The sequence below is a fragment of the Bradyrhizobium sp. 40 genome, from assembly GCF_023100925.1.
Classification (GTDB): Bacteria; Pseudomonadota; Alphaproteobacteria; order Rhizobiales; family Xanthobacteraceae; genus Bradyrhizobium.
Genome location: NZ_CP064688.1, coordinates 2,200,232 through 2,215,904, shown reverse-complemented (window position 1 = coordinate 2,215,904; position 15,673 = coordinate 2,200,232). Strand labels below are relative to the sequence as shown.

General features: G+C 63.8%; 15 protein-coding genes. 9 read left to right on the top strand and 6 right to left on the bottom strand.

Annotated elements, in window-relative coordinates:
- Nucleotides 1–6 precede the first annotated feature (6 nt).
- From gfa to IVB40_RS10540, 4 genes are all read left to right on the top strand, one after another.
- Complete coding sequence (gene gfa / locus IVB40_RS10555) at nucleotides 7–570, top strand: S-(hydroxymethyl)glutathione synthase (RefSeq protein ID WP_027519384.1); 564 nt, start codon at nucleotides 7–9, stop codon at nucleotides 568–570.
- 653 nt (nucleotides 571–1,223) lie between these two features.
- Nucleotides 1,224–1,676, top strand: a complete 453-nt coding sequence (locus IVB40_RS10550) for a (2Fe-2S)-binding protein (protein ID WP_247475190.1) — start codon at nucleotides 1,224–1,226, stop codon at nucleotides 1,674–1,676.
- Between the two features lies 1 nt (nucleotide 1,677).
- Nucleotides 1,678–3,990, top strand: coding sequence for a molybdopterin cofactor-binding domain-containing protein (locus IVB40_RS10545; RefSeq protein WP_027566532.1), 2,313 nt, complete (start codon nucleotides 1,678–1,680; stop codon nucleotides 3,988–3,990).
- 57 nt (nucleotides 3,991–4,047) lie between these two features.
- Nucleotides 4,048–4,308: a hypothetical protein gene (locus tag IVB40_RS10540; protein ID WP_027566531.1), complete on the top strand. Its 261-nt coding sequence runs from the start codon at nucleotides 4,048–4,050 to the stop codon at nucleotides 4,306–4,308.
- 306 nt (nucleotides 4,309–4,614) lie between these two features.
- Here the strand turns inward: IVB40_RS10540 and IVB40_RS10535 are convergent, their stop codons facing one another.
- The 5 genes from IVB40_RS10535 to IVB40_RS10515 all read right to left on the bottom strand — a co-directional run bounded on the left by IVB40_RS10535 (nucleotide 4,615) and on the right by IVB40_RS10515 (nucleotide 10,570).
- Nucleotides 4,615–6,342 (bottom strand): methanol/ethanol family PQQ-dependent dehydrogenase, encoded by a 1,728-nt coding sequence (locus IVB40_RS10535; protein ID WP_247818830.1) that lies wholly within the window; start codon nucleotides 6,340–6,342, stop codon nucleotides 4,615–4,617.
- A gap of 116 nt (nucleotides 6,343–6,458) precedes the next feature.
- Nucleotides 6,459–7,112 (bottom strand): Rieske 2Fe-2S domain-containing protein, encoded by a 654-nt coding sequence (locus IVB40_RS10530; protein WP_247402748.1) that lies wholly within the window; start codon nucleotides 7,110–7,112, stop codon nucleotides 6,459–6,461.
- A gap of 265 nt (nucleotides 7,113–7,377) precedes the next feature.
- Complete coding sequence (locus IVB40_RS10525) at nucleotides 7,378–7,842, bottom strand: group III truncated hemoglobin (RefSeq protein ID WP_247818829.1); 465 nt, start codon at nucleotides 7,840–7,842, stop codon at nucleotides 7,378–7,380.
- A gap of 137 nt (nucleotides 7,843–7,979) precedes the next feature.
- On the bottom strand, nucleotides 7,980–8,831 hold the full coding sequence (locus IVB40_RS10520) for a 3-hydroxybutyryl-CoA dehydrogenase (protein WP_247818828.1): 852 nt from the start codon (nucleotides 8,829–8,831) through the stop codon (nucleotides 7,980–7,982).
- 260 nt (nucleotides 8,832–9,091) lie between these two features.
- Nucleotides 9,092–10,570 (bottom strand): FAD-binding oxidoreductase, encoded by a 1,479-nt coding sequence (locus tag IVB40_RS10515; protein WP_247818827.1) that lies wholly within the window; start codon nucleotides 10,568–10,570, stop codon nucleotides 9,092–9,094.
- A gap of 223 nt (nucleotides 10,571–10,793) precedes the next feature.
- Here IVB40_RS10515 and hisC point away from each other — a divergent pair, with 223 nt between their 5' ends.
- Nucleotides 10,794–11,846, top strand: coding sequence for a histidinol-phosphate transaminase (hisC, locus tag IVB40_RS10510; RefSeq protein WP_247402741.1), 1,053 nt, complete (start codon nucleotides 10,794–10,796; stop codon nucleotides 11,844–11,846).
- A gap of 237 nt (nucleotides 11,847–12,083) precedes the next feature.
- The gene (locus IVB40_RS10505; RefSeq protein WP_247818826.1) at nucleotides 12,084–12,782 is read left to right on the top strand and encodes an ABC transporter permease; all 699 of its coding nucleotides are present in this window, start codon (nucleotides 12,084–12,086) and stop codon (nucleotides 12,780–12,782) included.
- On the opposite strand, the gene IVB40_RS10500 is transcribed toward IVB40_RS10505, so the two are convergent.
- Complete coding sequence (locus IVB40_RS10500) at nucleotides 12,756–13,565, bottom strand: substrate-binding domain-containing protein (protein ID WP_247818825.1); 810 nt, start codon at nucleotides 13,563–13,565, stop codon at nucleotides 12,756–12,758. The two genes, IVB40_RS10505 and IVB40_RS10500, sit on opposite strands and share 27 nt — an antisense overlap.
- Nucleotides 13,566–13,738: 173 nt before the next feature.
- On the opposite strand from IVB40_RS10500, the gene IVB40_RS10495 reads away from it, so the two are divergent.
- From IVB40_RS10495 to IVB40_RS10485, 3 genes are all read left to right on the top strand, one after another.
- The gene (locus IVB40_RS10495; RefSeq protein WP_027566522.1) at nucleotides 13,739–14,011 is read left to right on the top strand and encodes a hypothetical protein; all 273 of its coding nucleotides are present in this window, start codon (nucleotides 13,739–13,741) and stop codon (nucleotides 14,009–14,011) included.
- A gap of 291 nt (nucleotides 14,012–14,302) precedes the next feature.
- Nucleotides 14,303–15,340, top strand: coding sequence for a hypothetical protein (locus IVB40_RS10490; protein ID WP_247818824.1), 1,038 nt, complete (start codon nucleotides 14,303–14,305; stop codon nucleotides 15,338–15,340).
- A gap of 63 nt (nucleotides 15,341–15,403) precedes the next feature.
- Nucleotides 15,404–15,670 (top strand): TonB-dependent receptor plug domain-containing protein, encoded by a 267-nt coding sequence (locus IVB40_RS10485; protein ID WP_247818823.1) that lies wholly within the window; start codon nucleotides 15,404–15,406, stop codon nucleotides 15,668–15,670.
- The last annotated feature ends 3 nt before the right edge of the window (nucleotides 15,671–15,673 follow it).

Below are 15,673 nucleotides of genomic sequence, written 5' to 3'. Positions count from 1 at the left end.
CGACCCATGACTGTTGCACTCCATCCCTCGATCGATAACGGCATCAAACAGGGCAGCGGCAGCTTCGCCGGCGGCACGCTCGCATGTAAATGCAGCGACCATCAGGTCAAGGTCGCCGTCAAGGGCGACGTCGCGCATAACCATGCCTGTGGCTGCACCAAGTGCTGGAAACCGCAGGGCGCGAATTTCTCCGTCGTCGCCGTGGTGCCCCGCCAGAACGTCACCGTACTCGAGAACGGCGACAAGCTCCAGATCGTCGATCCATCGGCGGTGATCCAGCGCTACGCCTGCAAGGCCTGCGGCACGCACATGTACGGCCGCATCGAGAACAAGGGTCACCCGTTCTACGGCCTCGACTTCATTCACCCCGAACTGTTCCAGGAACAGGGTTCGCAGGCGCCGCAATTCGCCGCCTTCGTTTCGTCGGTGATCGAATCGGGCGTGAAGCCGGAGCAGATGGGCGGAATACGGGCTCGGTTCAAGGAGCTTGGTCTCGAGCCCTATGACTGCCTGTCGCCGGCGCTGATGGACGCCATCGCGACCCACGTGGCGAAGGCCAAGGCCGCCTAAGTAAAGGCCGCTTAAGCAAAGGCCGCCTGAGCAAAGGCCGCCTGACGTTTGCCGCGCCCCGCCCGCTCGCTGGTTCCACCACACCCAGCGAGCGGACGGAGCCGACCCGGGACAATCGCGGCGATGCCGCCGCTTCTCGACTGCACTTGTGTGGGACCGTCAGCTCCCTCAGTCCTGGTCTCTGAATGACTGCGCAGGACCGCCGGCTTCCTGCTTGAAGTCCGCGGCCCCTGCGTTTCTCCCTCCCTCGACTGAGGCATCCTGCTTCGTCCGCACGAGTCTTCTGGCGGACGAAGCTTTTTTTCGTTGTGCCCATCTCAAGAGGCGCACGGCGTGATGCGGCGCCCTGCTTTTGACAAACCTTCGTTGCAATCTTTTCCCATCGAGAACAGCTGACGAGAGAACACTTGGCTGTGACCGGACCGAAGCGATCCCACTAAGATCGCGTCGTGACGATGCCGCGCGAAATTCAATAATCAAGAACACGACGGGAGGTATCGAGCACATCCGGACATGAATTGGCATTCCTGAGTCCTGCCGGGATCTGCCCGCGCGGGATGACCGCTGGAATGCGACGCCGCGCAGCGGGCATGGCACCGACCGGCATCTGGAAAATCTGAAATCAACAAGCTTATGAAGAGCGAGGGACGATCATGATCAAGGTGAAGATCAACGGCCAGGAACAGAGCTGGGACGGCGACCCGGATCTCCCACTACTCTGGTTCCTGCGCGACGAGGCCGGGCTGACCGGCACCAAATTCGGCTGTGGCCAGGCACTGTGCGGCGCCTGCACCGTCATCGTCGACAAGGAAGCTGTGCGCGCCTGCATCACGTCGATCAACGACGTCGCCGGCCGCGAGATCACGACGATCGAGGGACTGCATCCGAAGGGCGATCACCCGGTGCAGAAGGCCTGGCGGCAGGTCAACGTCCCCCAATGCGGCTTCTGCCAGGCAGGCCAGATCATGCAGGCGGCTGCGCTGCTAATGGACAATCCAAAGCCGTCGCACGACCAGATCCGCGAAGCGATGTCCGGCAACATCTGCCGCTGCGGCTGCTACCAGCGCATCGAGAATGCGGTCCATCTCGCATCGACGGGAGTGTGACATGAATTTCATCGACAATCCGAGGAAGCTTCGTGGCTTCGAGAAGAACATCAGGGTCGAAAAGGTCTCGCGCCGTAGCATCTTGAAGGGGCTCGGCATCACCGGCGGCTTTGTGCTCGCTGCTCCCGTGATGTCGCGCCAGGCGTTCGCCTACGAGACCGGCGCCGGCAAGATGCCGCACGGCGTCGTGGTCGATCCGCGCGTGTTCGTCGCGGTCGCACCCGACGGCACCGTCACCATCCTCGCCCACCGCGCCGAGATGGGCACGGGCGTGCGCACCAGCCTGCCGCTGATCGTGGCTGAGGAGATGGAAGCCGACTGGTCGCGGGTCAAGGTGGAACAGGCCCATGGCGACGAGGTCAAGTTCGGCAACCAGGACACCGACGGCTCGCGCAGCACGCGGCATTATTTGATGCCGATGCGCCAGATCGGTGCCTCCGCACGCACCATGCTCGAGCAAGCCGCCGCGAAACGCTGGGGTGTGCCGGCAACCGAGGTCAAGGCCGTCAATCACGAGGTCGTCCACAGCGCGACGAGCCGCAAGCTCGGCTTCGGCGAGCTCGCAGCCGACGCCGCCAAGGAATCGGTGCCGAGCATCGAAGGGCTCAAGCTGAAGGACCCCAAGGACTTCCGCTATCTCGGCAAGGGCCAGATCGGCATCGTCGATCTTCACGACATCACCACCGGCAAGGCGCGTTACGGCGCGGATGTGCGGCTGCCAGGCATGAAGTATGCCGTGATCGCGCGCCCGCCGGTGACCGGCGGCAAGCTGGTCAAGTTCGATCCGGACGCGGCGTTGAAGGTCCCCGGCGTCGAGAAGGTGATGCAGGTGCGCGGATGGCCGTGGCCGTCGAAATTCCAGCCGCTCGGCGGCGTTGCCGTGATCGCGCGCAACACCGGCGCGGCGATCAAGGGCCGCGACGCGCTGAAGCTGACCTGGGACGACGGCGCCAACGGCAAATACGACTCCGTCGCCTACCGCAAGGAGCTCGAGGAGGCCTCGCGCAAGCCGGGCCTTGTCGTGCGCCAGGAAGGCGACGCCGAGGCTGCTCTGAAGGGCGCCGACAAGATCGTTGTCGGCGAATATTATCTGCCGCACCTTGCCCATGTCAGCATGGAGCCGCCGGTGGCGGTCGCCGACGTCAAGGGTGACAAAGCGGAGATCTGGGCGCCGGTGCAAAGCCCGGGCGGCACGCGCGAGGACGTCGCGAAGACGCTCGGCATTCCCGAGGGCAATGTCACGGTCAACGTCACGCTGCTCGGCGGCGGTTTCGGCCGCAAGTCGAAATGCGACTTCGCGCTCGAGGCCGCGCTGCTGTCGAAGGAGCTCGGCGTGCCCGTCAAGGTGCAGTGGACGCGTGAGGACGACGTCCGCCACGATTTCCTGCACACGGTCTCCGTGGAACGGATCGAGGCGGGGCTCGACAAGAGCGGCAAGGTGATCGCCTGGCGCCATCGCAGCGTGGCCCCGAGCATCGCCTCGACGTTCGCGGCGGGTGCAAAGCATGAGGCGCCCTTCGAGCTCGGCATGGGCCTCGTCGACATGCCCTTCGAGATCGCCAACATCTCCTGCGAGAACCCGGAGGCCGCGGCGTTCACCCGCATCGGCTGGTTCCGCTCGGTCTCGAACATCCCGCGCGCCTTCGCGGTGCAGTCGATGGTGGGTGAGATCGCCCATGCAACCGGCCGCGACCAGAAGGAGACGCTGCTCGCGCTGATCGGCAGCCCGCGCATCGTCAAGCCTGCTGTGAAGGACATGTGGAACTACGGCGAGCCCTTGGACAGCTATCCGATCGACACCGCGCGCCTGCGCAAGGTGGTCGAGCTGGTCGCCGAGAAGGGCGAATGGGGCCGACAGGTGCCTAAGGGCCATGGCCTCGGCATCGCCGTGCACCGCAGCTTCGTCAGCTATATCGCGACCATCGTCGAGGTGGCCGTCGACGACAAGGGCAAGCTGACGGTGCCGCGGGTGGACACCGCCATCGACTGCGGCACCTATGTCAACCCCGAGCGCATCGCCTCGCAGATCGAGGGCGCGGCGATCATGGGGCTCAGTCTCGCGAAATACGGCGAGATCACCTTCAAGGACGGCAAGGTGCAGCAGAAGAACTTCGACGACTTCCAGGTCCTCAGGATCGACGAATCCCCTGCGGTGACCAACGTCTACATCGTGCCGCCCGGACCCGACACGCCGCCGAGCGGCGTGGGCGAGCCCGGCGTCCCGCCATTCGCGCCAGCGCTGATGAATGCCATCTTCGCTGCGACCGGAAAGCGCATCCGCAGCCTTCCGCTCGGCAAGCAATTGGAAGCGTAAAGGCGGGAACACAAGGCGGCCTCGCGCCGTTTGCATCGATCTGACAGGAGCAGATCGATGACCCATATCTCAAAGGCGCTCGCAGTCTCATTGCTGTCGAGCGCCTTTCTTTTGACGGCCACTGGCGCATACGCCCAGAGCAACACCACGCCGCCGACAACGGCGACGCGCCCCAGTACGCCGGACCAGAACTCTGTGCCCAACGCCAATGCCACGCCGCCCTCGACCACCCAGACCACCGGGCAGCACAATCCAGATCCCAAGGTTCGCGAGATGAACCAGAAGGAAAAGGACAAGGTCGAGCGCGAGGGGAAGTAGCGATCTGCGCATTGGCGTTTTGACGTCGTGATTATCGGCTCTACTTCTTCGCCGAACCGCATCGTTGTGCCCTCTCCCCTTGCAGGAGAGGGCAGCGACGCCGGTTGCCACGATCACGCTGGGTGAGGGGTATGCCTGCGCGAGCCTCGCACGTTGAGATGCGCGGATGGAACCCCTCATCCGGCGCTTCGCGCCACCTTCTTCCGCAAGGAGCGAAGGGAAGACGCCAACGCAAAATGCGGCGGACGTTGCCGTCCGCCGCATTTGCCCCCTGACACTCCGCTTCTTTCGATCCGCCAGCGGAGCTTATTTCTTGAGCGCGAACACCCAGATCACGCCGCCTTGCGGCACGTTGGCTTCGATGCCGATATTGTTGGTCACGAGTGCATCCTGGATGCGCTGCGCATCCACGCCCCATCCCGACTGGATTGCGATGTATTGCGTGCCGTCGATCTCATAAGACACCGGCATGCCCATGATGCCGGAGTTGGTCTTCTGCTCCCACAGCAGCTCGCCGGACTTCGCGTTGAAGGCGCGGAAGTTGCGGTCGTTGGTGCCGCCCACGAAGACGAGATCGCCCGCGGTCGCCGTCACCGAGCCGAACAGCTGCGATTTCGGGAAGTTGTGTTGCCACATCTTCTTGCCCGTAACGGGATCCCAGGCCTGGAGCTCGCCGAAATGATCCGCCCCGGGCTTCGTCTTCAGCCCGATGTCCTCCGGCTTGGTGCCGAGCCAGAGCTCGCCGGGCTTGAGCGGAACCTTCTCGCCGGTGAACCCGCCGCAGAAATTCTCGTTGGCGGGTACGTAGACGAGGCCGGTCTTCTGGCTGTAGGCCGCCGACGGCCAATCCTTGCCGCCCCACAGCGACGGACAGAACTCCACGCGCTTGCCGACCATCGGCTTGTGCGCGGGGTCGACGATCGGCCTGCCGCTCTCGGCGTCGATGCCCTTCCAGACGTCAGTGGAGACGAACGGCCAACCGGCGACGTAGTTGATCTTGGTCGGCGTGCGCTCGAGTATCCAGAAGATCGCATCGCGTCCCGGATGGACCAGGCTCTTGATGTTGCGACCGTCACGTTGCAGGTCGATCAACATCGGCGCTTCGACCTCGTCCCAATCCCAGGAATCGTTCTGGTGGTACTGGTGATAAGTCTTGATCTTGCCGGTGTTCGGATCGAGCGCGAGTACCGAGGAGGTATAGAGATTGTCGCCGGGATGCATCTCGCCGGGCCACGGCGCGGCGTTGCCGACGCCCCAATAGATCGTCTTGGTGTCCTTGTCATAATTGCCGGTCATCCAGGCCGAGCCGCCGCCGTTCTTCCAGTCCTCGCCCTGCCAGGTGTCGTGGCCGGGTTCGCCTTCGCCCGGAATCGTATAAGTCCTCCACAACTCCTTGCCGTCCTTGGCATCATAGGCGGCGACATAGCCGCGCACGCCGAACTCGCCACCGGAGCCGCCAACGATGACCTTGCCGTCGACGATCAGCGGCATCAGGGTCATGTACTGGCCCTTCTTGTAGTCCTGCACCTTGGTGTCCCACACCACCTTGCCGGTCTTGGCGTCGAGCGCGACGACATGGTCGTCGGTGGTGGCGAGATAGAGCTTGTCCTCCCAGAGGCCGACGCCGCGGCTGGTCGGATGCAGCTGGAACAGATCGTCGGGGAGCTGCCGCTTGTAGCGCCAATATTCGTCGCCGGTCTTGGCGTTCAGCGCAATCACCTGCCCCATCGGGGTTGCCACGAACATCACGCCGTTGTTGACGATCGGCGGCGCCTCGTGGCCTTCGACGACGCCGGTCGCGAAAGTCCAGACCGGGGTGAGGTTCTTCACATTCGAGGTGTTGATCTGGTCTAGCGGGCTGTAGCCCTGCCCGTCATAGGTCCGCCGGTACAGCATCCAGTTGGAGGGCTCCGGGTTTTCCAACCGCTGCGCGGTGACCGGCGCGTAGTTCTCGACCCGGCCTGATACGGCGGCGGTCGACGCAAGACACGTGAAGGCGACGAAGCCGGACAGTAACCACTGCTTCCTGGTCATGGACGTTCCCCTTTTTCATCCGTTTGAATTCTTGTTTTGAATTCTTGTCGTTCGTCCCGTCGTCCGCCCACCGGCGGATGCGGCCTCTCGTGACGCGGGCACAACCCGCACGTCCATCATCCCGGCTGCGCGCCACCTACCTTTCCGACGAAGTTTCCGGCGACGGTGAGCGAGCCGTCAGCCAGCGCCAGCGGCAGCGCAGCGAGCCGTCGCGGCGCCGGCCCGAACACGACCTGCGCGGCCGCGCGAGGATCGTATTCGGAGTTGTGGCACATGCATTTGAGCACTTCCTTGTCGCCGACATCGCTCTTCACCCAGGCCGTGACAGGACAGCCGGCATGCGAGCAGATTGCCGAATAGGCGAGGATGCCGTCGACAGCGCGCGCTTTCGTCTGCTCGTCGAGCTCGGCGGGGTCGAGGCGGATGATCAGAATCTCGTTGAGGCGCGAGGCGCTGCGCACGACCGACGTCTTCGGGTCTTTCGGCCAGGCATGCACCGGCGGTCCGCCAGCCGAGAGATCGGCCGCGGTCACGGGCTTTCCCTCTTGATCGCCTTCGGAGAACACGAGCAGATCGCCCTTCTGAGGCCGCTCGTCGGAGCCGGGCGCATCCTCGCCCGCGTGGACCTGCGTGGAACAGGCGAGGCACGCCGTGGTGGCCAGCGCACTCATCAATAGCGCCCGCCGGGTTTGCTCCGTGCAGGCGTCAGCGTCGGATTCCGCTGTGTTGTCGGAGGATGAAGAGGATGTATCGAACGATGCACGCGACATGTCTGCAAGCAGGCGCTGGAACTCTGCCGAAAAAAAGGCAAAGCTTTTTTACCGCAGTGCATCACACGGTTTTGCTCGCGCTGATTGAACGCGAACACGCGCATTTACGCGCATTTTTTTAATTGCAACGTCACGCTACGCGACCGGCATGATGATTTTGCAGATCAGGTAAATGCTAGTGGTATTGGTGCAATGCGCCGACGCGCGGCGCGATCGTAGCGCCATCAGTGCCGCCTGCGCATTTCTCAGGCAGGCATTCTGTATTCTAGGAGCGGAGCAGGTGACGCGGCGAAGCGATGCGACCGGCCAAGGTTGCCGACGCCATCTCAAAGCTGTCGGCGATGCGGCGCGCCCTGTCGATGAACAGCGCGGCGGCCTGCGGCGGGCAGACCTCGCGCGCGGTCTGTTCGAACAAATCGAGCCAGCGGTCGAAATGATCTCCGATCAGGTTCAGTGGCATATGCGCCCGCATCGGCGAACCGTGGTAACGGCCGCTCATCAGCACGACCGACGACCAGAAATCCCGGAGCTTGGCCAGATGCTCGTCCCAATTCTGCACGACCGCGAACACCGGCCCCAACAGCTCATCCTCGCGCACGCGCCCATAGAAGCGGGTGACGAGTTCCCCGATCATCTCTTCGGTGATCCCGGTGCGCTCGATCGCATCCTGGGTCAGCAAGTTCCGCCGCGCGGCCGCAGCCTCGCGCTCGGCTTTCAGTCGATCCGACATGTCCCTTGTTATCCGTTCCGTTGTTCCCGCAGGCCGCCCGTTCGACATTGTCGGGCCGATCGCGCGCGGCGTCTTTGTCGCAGCGCAAATCGCGGGGTTTGGCGGCGAGCACTGAGCGCCCGCCGCCTGCGCCATTGTCAGGCGCTGTAGGTGTAAAAGCCCTGCCCCGTCTTGCGGCCGAGATGGCCGGCGTCGACCATTTCCTTGAGCAAGGGGGCTGGACGGTATTTGGGGTCGTTGAAGCCTTTGTAAAAGACCTCCATCACCGACAACATGGTGTCGAGCCCGACAAGATCGGCGAGCGCCAACGGCCCGATCGGATGGTTGCAGCCGAGCTTCATGCCGGCATCGATCTCTTCCGCCGTCGCAATCCCCTCCTGCAGCGCGAAGATCGCCTCGTTGATCATCGGACACAGGATGCGGTTGACGGCAAAGCCCGGGCTGTTCTTGGCCGTGATCGCCACCTTGCCGACGCGCTTGGCGAAATCCAGCGCCTTGGCATGGGTGTCGTCGGAGGTCTGCAGGCCGCGGATGAGCTCCAGCAGCGCCATGACCGGAACCGGATTGAAGAAGTGCATGCCGATAAAGCGGTCGGGGCGGTCGGTCGCCGCAGCGAGCTTCGTGATCGAGATCGACGAGGTGTTCGTGGCGAGCAGCGTGCGTGGCGACAGCGTCGCACAGAGATCCTTCAGGATCTTGACCTTGAGTTCCTCGTTCTCGGTCGCGGCCTCGATGACGAGATCGCAATCGACGAGCTTGGCGCGGTCGGTGGTGCCGGTGATGCGCTTGAGCGTGGCGTCGCGATCGCCCGCCGACATCTTCTCCTTTTTGACCAGGCGCTCGAGGCTGCCGCCGACCGTCGAAATCCCGCGGTTCACCGCCGCATCAGAAATATCGACCATCACGATCGAAAGTCCGGCCGCGGCACAAATCTGCGCGATGCCGTTCCCCATGGTGCCTGCCCCGATGATGCCAACGGTTTGGATCATTGCCTCAAATCCTTCATCCTTGCGGACGTGCCATACCGGCCCGCCCCTTTGTTCCTGCATCAGGGTCTAGCACCGCCCCCGGGCGGGTGCGACCTGATCCTCTCCCTTCCTTAAAGCATACAAGGCGGGAATAAAGCCGCCTTTCGGCCGCCAAACGGCGTGATTTGGTGCCCCGGCCTGTTTGGCCCGGCCTATCTGCGGCATCCCGTCCCCGGAGGGCGCGAGTGTGCGGGGAGCACCGGGCTCGAGGCGGCAGCGGCTTAACCGAGACGAAGCACCTTGCCCGGATTCATGATGTTCTTGGGATCGAGCGCCCGCTTGATCGTACGCATGATGTCGAGCTCGGTCCGGGAACGGTAGTGCTGGAGCTCGTCGAGTTTCTCGATGCCGATGCCATGTTCCGCCGAGATCGAACCGCCCATGGAGGTGACGAGGTCGTTGACGGCCCGTGTGATCGCCGCGGAATACTGGGAGAGCGTATCGCGGTCCATGCCCTTCGGGCCCATGAAGGAGAAGTGCACATTGCCGTCTCCGATGTGGCCGAGCGGATAGGGGCGGATCGTCGGCAAAATGGCGAGCACGGCCTCGAAACCGCTGTCGATAAACTCGGGAATCCTGGAGACCGCAACCGACACATCGTAGCTCAAGCCCGGACCTTCGGTGCGCGATGCCTCGGCCACGCTCTCGCGAATCCGCCACATGTTGCGCGACTGCGCTTCGGTTTGCGCGATCACAGCATCCAGCACCCGGCCCGCCTCGAGTTGGTCCGCCAGGAACTGCTCCATCCTGTCCGACATGCCCGTGCCACCGTCCTGCCGGGGCCGGGCCGACGACCATTCGAGAAGGAGGTACCATTCGGTCTCAGCCTTGAGAGGATCCTGAGTGCCGGGAATGTGGCGCAGCACCATGTCGGTGCACGCACGGCTGATGAGCTCACAGGAGCCGACATTGTCATCGGAAGCGGCATGCGCCTCCGACAGAAGGTCGATGGCAGCCTTGGGATCGCGGATTGCGAGCCATGCCGTGCACACGTCTTTCGGCGCCGGCCAGAGTTTCAGCACCGCCTTGGTGATGATGCCGAGCGTCCCTTCGGCGCCCATGAACAGGTGCTTGAGGTCGTAGCCGGTATTGTCCTTCTTGAGTGCGCGCAGGCCGTCCCAGACATCGCCGTTAGCCAGCACGACCTCGAGACCCAGCACCAGATTTCGCGCGTTGCCATAACGCAGCACCTGCACGCCGCCGGCATTGGTGGACAGATTACCTCCGATCATGCAGGAGCCCTGAGCACCCAGGCTGAGCGGAAACAGGCGGTCGTGGCGCGCGGCTGTGTCCTGAAGCGTCTCGAGGATGCAGCCTGCCTCCACAGTCATGGCGTAGCCGACGGGATCGACGTTCAACACCTGGTTCATGCGACCGAGCGACAGCACGATGCCGCGGTGCATGGGCCACGGCGTGGCGCCGCCCATCAACCCGGTGTTGCCACCTTGCGGAACGATGGCAACGCCGTTGTCGTAGCAGAGCTTGACGACAGCGGAGACTTCCGCGGTGCTGGCCGGACGCACGACCGCCGCGGCCTGCCCCGCCAGTTCGCCGCGCCAGTCGGTCACGAAGGGCCGCTTGTCGTGCTCGTCCAGGATCAGGCCTTTGTCGCCGACGATGGCCCGCAAGCGGTCGAGAACGGCTGAGGTCACGGGTGCGGTCGGAATGGAGGGAGCGATGGGAAGGGCTGCACCCGGCATGTGTTCCTCTCTTTTCGGCCGTTCAGCGCCTTGGGGCGCGCAAGGCTTCGTTCTTGTTTTCATTCTGGGCAGTGGTGCAACGACCCTAGCATAGGGGTCGCGGTTGCGGGAACGTCCCCGGCAGTAAGCCTCGTGCGGATTTGCGTGGAATGCTGAATGCAGGCGCACTTCCGCCGAGGTCCCGCATACCCTACTGTACCCCGATCAATTCGGATTGGAGCTCATGAGCCGTTTCTGGAGTCCGGTCGTCCACACGCTTTCGCCCTATGTCCCCGGCGAGCAGCCCAAGCAGGACGGCATCGTCAAGCTCAATACCAACGAGAATCCCTACCCGCCCTCGCCGCGCGTGCTGGCGGCGATCGCATCGGCCGCGGAGCGGCTGCGCCTTTATCCCGATCCGCGCGCAACGCGCCTGCGCGAGGCGATCGCGGCCCATTGCGATGTGGTGCCCGAGCAAGTGTTCGTCGGTAACGGCTCCGACGAGGTTCTGGCCCACACCTTCCAGGCCCTTCTGAAGCACGACACGCCGCTTCTGTTCCCCGACGTCACCTACAGCTTCTACCCCGTCTATTGCAGCCTCTATGGAATAACGCATGACAAGGTGCCGCTCGATGCTGCGATGAGGATCGATATCTCCAACTACAGTCGACCATCGAGCGCCATCCTGCTCTGCAATCCGAACGCTCCGACCGGTATCGCCCTTCAGCGCGACGCAATCGCATCCCTGCTGGCCGAACGGCCGGACCGGCTGGTGGTGGTGGACGAGGCCTATGTCGATTTCGGCGCCGAGAGCGCCGTGCCGCTGGTTGCACGCCACGACAATTTGTTGGTCATCCAGACCTTCTCGAAGTCGCGCTCACTGGCTGGCCTACGGGTTGGTTTTGCCATCGGCCAACGACCGCTGATCGAAGCGCTGGAACGGGTGAAGGACAGTTTCAACTCCTATCCCGTCGATTGCCTCGCGATCGCCGGCGCCGTCGCCGCGATCAAGGACGAGGGCTGGTTCAGAGACACCCGTGCTCGTATCATCGCAAGCCGCGAAACCTTGGCCCGAGACCTTGGACAACTTGGCTTCGAGGTGTTGCCGTCGCTCGCCAACTTCGTCTTCGCGCGCCATCGAAGCCGGAGCGGAGCAGATCTCGCGGCAGCGCTTCGCCAGCGTGGCGTTCTGGTCCGTCATTTCGGAAAGCCGCGCATCGAGGACTTCCTGCGCGTCACGGTCGGAACGGAGGCGGAGTGTGCCCGGCTTGTTGAGGTGCTGCGTGGGTTGATCTGAGCCCCGACAGTCCCTGCATCGGCCAGCATCAAACGATGAGCCCAAACGCGGCATCGTGCCATGCCACCCGCGGCTTTGATTTCCGGCCAAATTCGGGTTACCAAACCTGCCTGCGGAGCGCGACCGCGCCGCTGCTTTGCCCGACGATACCCTCAGGGAAATATACGTGAAACACCTCCGCAGTCCTGAAATCGACGCACCCAAGACGTCGTGGCGGGCGCCGAAGCTCAGGCACGGATGAACGACTTTGCGCGATCCATCGGCGCCGCATTCACGCGGATCGGCGAGGCCGATGCAGAACTTCTGGGCATCGTCGGACTGTCGGTGCGCGTCAGCCTGACCGCCAGCATCCTCGCGCTTCTGATCGGGGCGCCGTTCGGGGTCCTGCTTGCGATCACCCGGTTCCGCGGGCGGCAGGTCATCATCGTCCTGACCAATGCCTTGCTTGGTCTTCCACCAGTCGTGGTCGGGCTCGCGCTTTATCTTCTGCTGTCGCGGTCCGGGCCGCTCGGGGCCGCCGGCCTGTTGTTCACGCCGGCGGCCATGGTGGTCGCGCAGACGCTGCTCGCCACACCGATCGTGGTCGCACTGGTGCACCGGCCGGCGAGCCTGCTGTGGGCGGAGTATGGCGACCTGGCGCGGATCGATGGGCTGTCAACACTACGCAGCATCGGCTTGCTGTTCGCGCTGGGCCGGACCTCGCTGCTGACGGCCTTTCTCGCAGCCTTCGGCCGCGCGATTGCGGAGGTTGGCGCCATCCTCATCGTCGGTGGCAACATCCGCGGTTTCACGCGCACGATGACGACGGCGATCGCGCTGGAGACCAGCAAGGGCGACCTGCCGCTGGCGCTCGGGCTCGGGCTGATCCTGCTCGCACTCAGCGTCGCAGTGTCGACCGTCGCCTTCCTGCTAGTGGGACGCGTTGGGGAAAAATAGCTGCTCGCCCCCGACCTTGTAGCCGGCGATGGCCTCCTGCCCTTTCGAAGAGATCAGCCAGTCAATGAAGGCTTGCCCGTCCTGCGCCTTCACGTTCGCATGCTTGGCCGGATTGACCAGCATGACGCCGTACTGGTTGAACAGCCGCTTGTCGCCTTCGGTGAGGACGGCGAGCTCGCCGCGGTTCTTGAATGACAACCAGGTGCCGCGATCCGACAGCAGATAAGCATTCGACGACGACGCCATGTTCAGGGCCGGACCCATGCCCTGGCCGATCTCGCGATACCAGCCGTCCTTGGCGGCACCGAGATCGACGCCTGCCTCCTTCCAAAGCCGCAATTCGGCCGCGTGCGTGCCGGACTTGTCACCGCGCGAGATGAACGGCGCCTTCGCGGCCGCGATCTTGCGCAGCGCCTCGGCCACGTCCTTGCCGCCAGCGATCTTCGCGGGATCGCTCTTCGGCCCGACAATGACGAAGTCGTTGTACATGACATCGAAGCGCTTCACGCCCTCCCCTTCGGACATGAACTTGTCCTCGGCTGGCCTGTCATGGACGAACACGACGTCTGCATCGCCGCGCCGCCCGATGTCGAGTGCCTGGCCCGTGCCGACAGCAACGACCTTCACGTCGATGCCCGCGGCCTTCGAGAATAGCGGCAGCAGATAGCCAAACAGCCCCGACTGTTCCGTCGACGTCGTCGAGGCCACGGTGATGGCGCGCTCCTGCGCGACTGCGATCGTGGACCAGAGCAGAATCGCTCCGAGAGTCATTATCCTTTTCATGCCTCGTCCTCACACCAGATGCCGGATGTTCCAAACTCTACCGTCGACAGAGACCCACAGGGAACCCCAACAAGCGCCGCAACGCGCTTGGTCATGATCGTCGCGACGCTCCCCTGTGAGGAACGTCCGCTCCGCGCGCAAGTTGTCATCAAGTCAACCCAGGAGGAAACCAGATGAAGAAGATCATTTTGGCATCCGCATGCATCATGGCGCTGGCGACCGGCGGCGCCTTCGCACAGACACAACCCGCCCCAGGCGCATCCGGTCAGGGCGACGTCGGGCCCTCGTCCCGGGGCCCCGCGACCAAGGGCATGACGACCGGCACGTCATCGAACATGCAGAACGAGGCCGCCGACAGCAAGGGCAAGCAGGCTCCGAGCGCCGGTGGCAGTAACACCAATAACATGGGCAGCCAGGCCGGCGGCGGCGCGGGCTCCGGGAAGTAGGCCGGCATCGATCGGAAATCTGGAGAGGGGGCGATCGTCCCCTCTCCCAGAAGTCGCGCCGTCAAGCTTGTCGATGTCATGCGCAAAGGTCTTGGTGTCGAACAAAGCGTATTGGCGGGGGCTGCACCTTGCTTACAGTCACGCCGGCGAAACCGCAGCTTCGCGCTCTGAAAGCCTGGATGTTCTGCAATTGGTCCCACCTACATTGACATCAGTGTGACAGCCGGGGATTTTTACATTGCTGGCGAATCAGCGATGGCCTCAAGCCGAGTACCTCTTGGATAACTCCCAGTGCTTTCGAGACTGATATCGTTGCTGCGCCGCATCCCCGCGGTGAAATGGGCGTTCAACCGGCTCCGGCCCGCGCCGCACGGCGGCAGCATCGACGTCGCAGCTGATGCCGCGGACGCCTCGCCCGCCCTCGTTGCCGAGATTTTAGAAGCCGCTCCGGCTCTGGACACCAGCATCAGCGCGGATACGTCAAACTGCGACGTTGCGGCCGCCGCTTCAGCCGCCGAAGACAGGACCGCCAGACCCGTCATCGCGGAGAGCCCGTCGGAAGCGCCAGCCGATGTTAGCGGCAGCGACGATTCAGCCCAGGAGACGGCGGCGGAAGTCGAGTTGGTCGTCGTGGAGGAAGCTTCGGTCGCGACCATCGATGTCGAGCGTGAGACGGTCGACGTCCCCGAACTCACCATCAACAGCGATCCATCTCCCGAACTCGCGGACGACGTTGAGCCCGTTGTCGTGGAGAAGGCCTCCTCCGTCGATGTCGAACTCGTCCCGGTTGATGCCCCCGCTCTCGCCATCAACGACGAGCATTCCTCCGCCGTCGACGTGGATACTTGCTCAACTCTCGACGACACGCGTGTCGCGCTTGCCTCCAGCGCGGCGGAAGTCGTCGCCAGCACGCCCAGCGTCGTCACGGATGTTGCGCCGGAGCCAGCCCTCGAGGCTCCCGCTGCGGAGATCACCAGCGCGCCGAAGATTCGTGCAACGATCGCAGAACCCGCCGACCGCGCCGCGCTGATCCGGCAGCGTTGGACGGAGACCGGGAGCAGGATGTGGAATCCGCGCGTCCACGGCGCCGGTGATGCCACGCTGAACATCCAGGGAAGCGTCGGGTTGCTGCCGCCCGCGCCTGGCGAGACAATGCCGCGTTACGACAAGCTGGAATTCAGGATGCTCGGCGGACAAATCGTCTGCGAGGGCGTGATCGTCGAAGCACCCGCGCATGCGAGCCAGCGCAGTTTTACGCGGCTCGCGGAGCCGGGGAAACCGGATCGGGTCCGCGAACCAATGCGGGAACGCCAGGCCGCTCTCGCCTGACCCTTTATTTCCTACGACGACCAGCCCATATGATAGGCTAACGCCTTGAATTTGGGAGATCGCATGCCCACAAAATCATTGCGACTGGTTGTGATTGCCGCCCTCTGCGTCTCTCAAGGAGCCTTTGCCGCATCCAGTAAACGCCATGCGCCCGCGACCGATCAGGCGTCACCCTACAAAGCCGACCGCCTCTCCTCTTCGCGCGGAGAGACGATCCTCAACACGCCCGGCCAGACCACCGTGCTGACGCGAGAGGTCCTCGACGACAAGAACGCTACGAGCCTCAAAGATGCCATGCGCTCGACCGCCGGCGTGACGATCGGACGCTAGGTC

Bases quoted from the DNA above. Each gene is read 5' to 3' on its own strand.
- gfa (WP_027519384.1), top strand. From the start codon at position 7: ATGACTGTTGCACTCCATCCCTCGATCGATAACGGCATCAAACAGGGC.
- IVB40_RS10550 (WP_247475190.1), top strand. From the start codon at position 1,224: ATGATCAAGGTGAAGATCAACGGCCAGGAACAGAGCTGGGACGGCGAC.
- IVB40_RS10545 (WP_027566532.1), top strand. From the start codon at position 1,678: ATGAATTTCATCGACAATCCGAGGAAGCTTCGTGGCTTCGAGAAGAAC.
- IVB40_RS10540 (WP_027566531.1), top strand. From the start codon at position 4,048: ATGACCCATATCTCAAAGGCGCTCGCAGTCTCATTGCTGTCGAGCGCC.
- IVB40_RS10535 (WP_247818830.1), bottom strand. From the start codon at position 6,342: ATGACCAGGAAGCAGTGGTTACTGTCCGGCTTCGTCGCCTTCACGTGT.
- IVB40_RS10530 (WP_247402748.1), bottom strand. From the start codon at position 7,112: ATGTCGCGTGCATCGTTCGATACATCCTCTTCATCCTCCGACAACACA.
- IVB40_RS10525 (WP_247818829.1), bottom strand. From the start codon at position 7,842: ATGTCGGATCGACTGAAAGCCGAGCGCGAGGCTGCGGCCGCGCGGCGG.
- IVB40_RS10520 (WP_247818828.1), bottom strand. From the start codon at position 8,831: ATGATCCAAACCGTTGGCATCATCGGGGCAGGCACCATGGGGAACGGC.
- IVB40_RS10515 (WP_247818827.1), bottom strand. From the start codon at position 10,570: ATGCCGGGTGCAGCCCTTCCCATCGCTCCCTCCATTCCGACCGCACCC.
- hisC (WP_247402741.1), top strand. From the start codon at position 10,794: ATGAGCCGTTTCTGGAGTCCGGTCGTCCACACGCTTTCGCCCTATGTC.
- IVB40_RS10505 (WP_247818826.1), top strand. From the start codon at position 12,084: ATGAACGACTTTGCGCGATCCATCGGCGCCGCATTCACGCGGATCGGC.
- IVB40_RS10500 (WP_247818825.1), bottom strand. From the start codon at position 13,565: ATGAAAAGGATAATGACTCTCGGAGCGATTCTGCTCTGGTCCACGATC.
- IVB40_RS10495 (WP_027566522.1), top strand. From the start codon at position 13,739: ATGAAGAAGATCATTTTGGCATCCGCATGCATCATGGCGCTGGCGACC.
- IVB40_RS10485 (WP_247818823.1), top strand. From the start codon at position 15,404: ATGCCCACAAAATCATTGCGACTGGTTGTGATTGCCGCCCTCTGCGTC.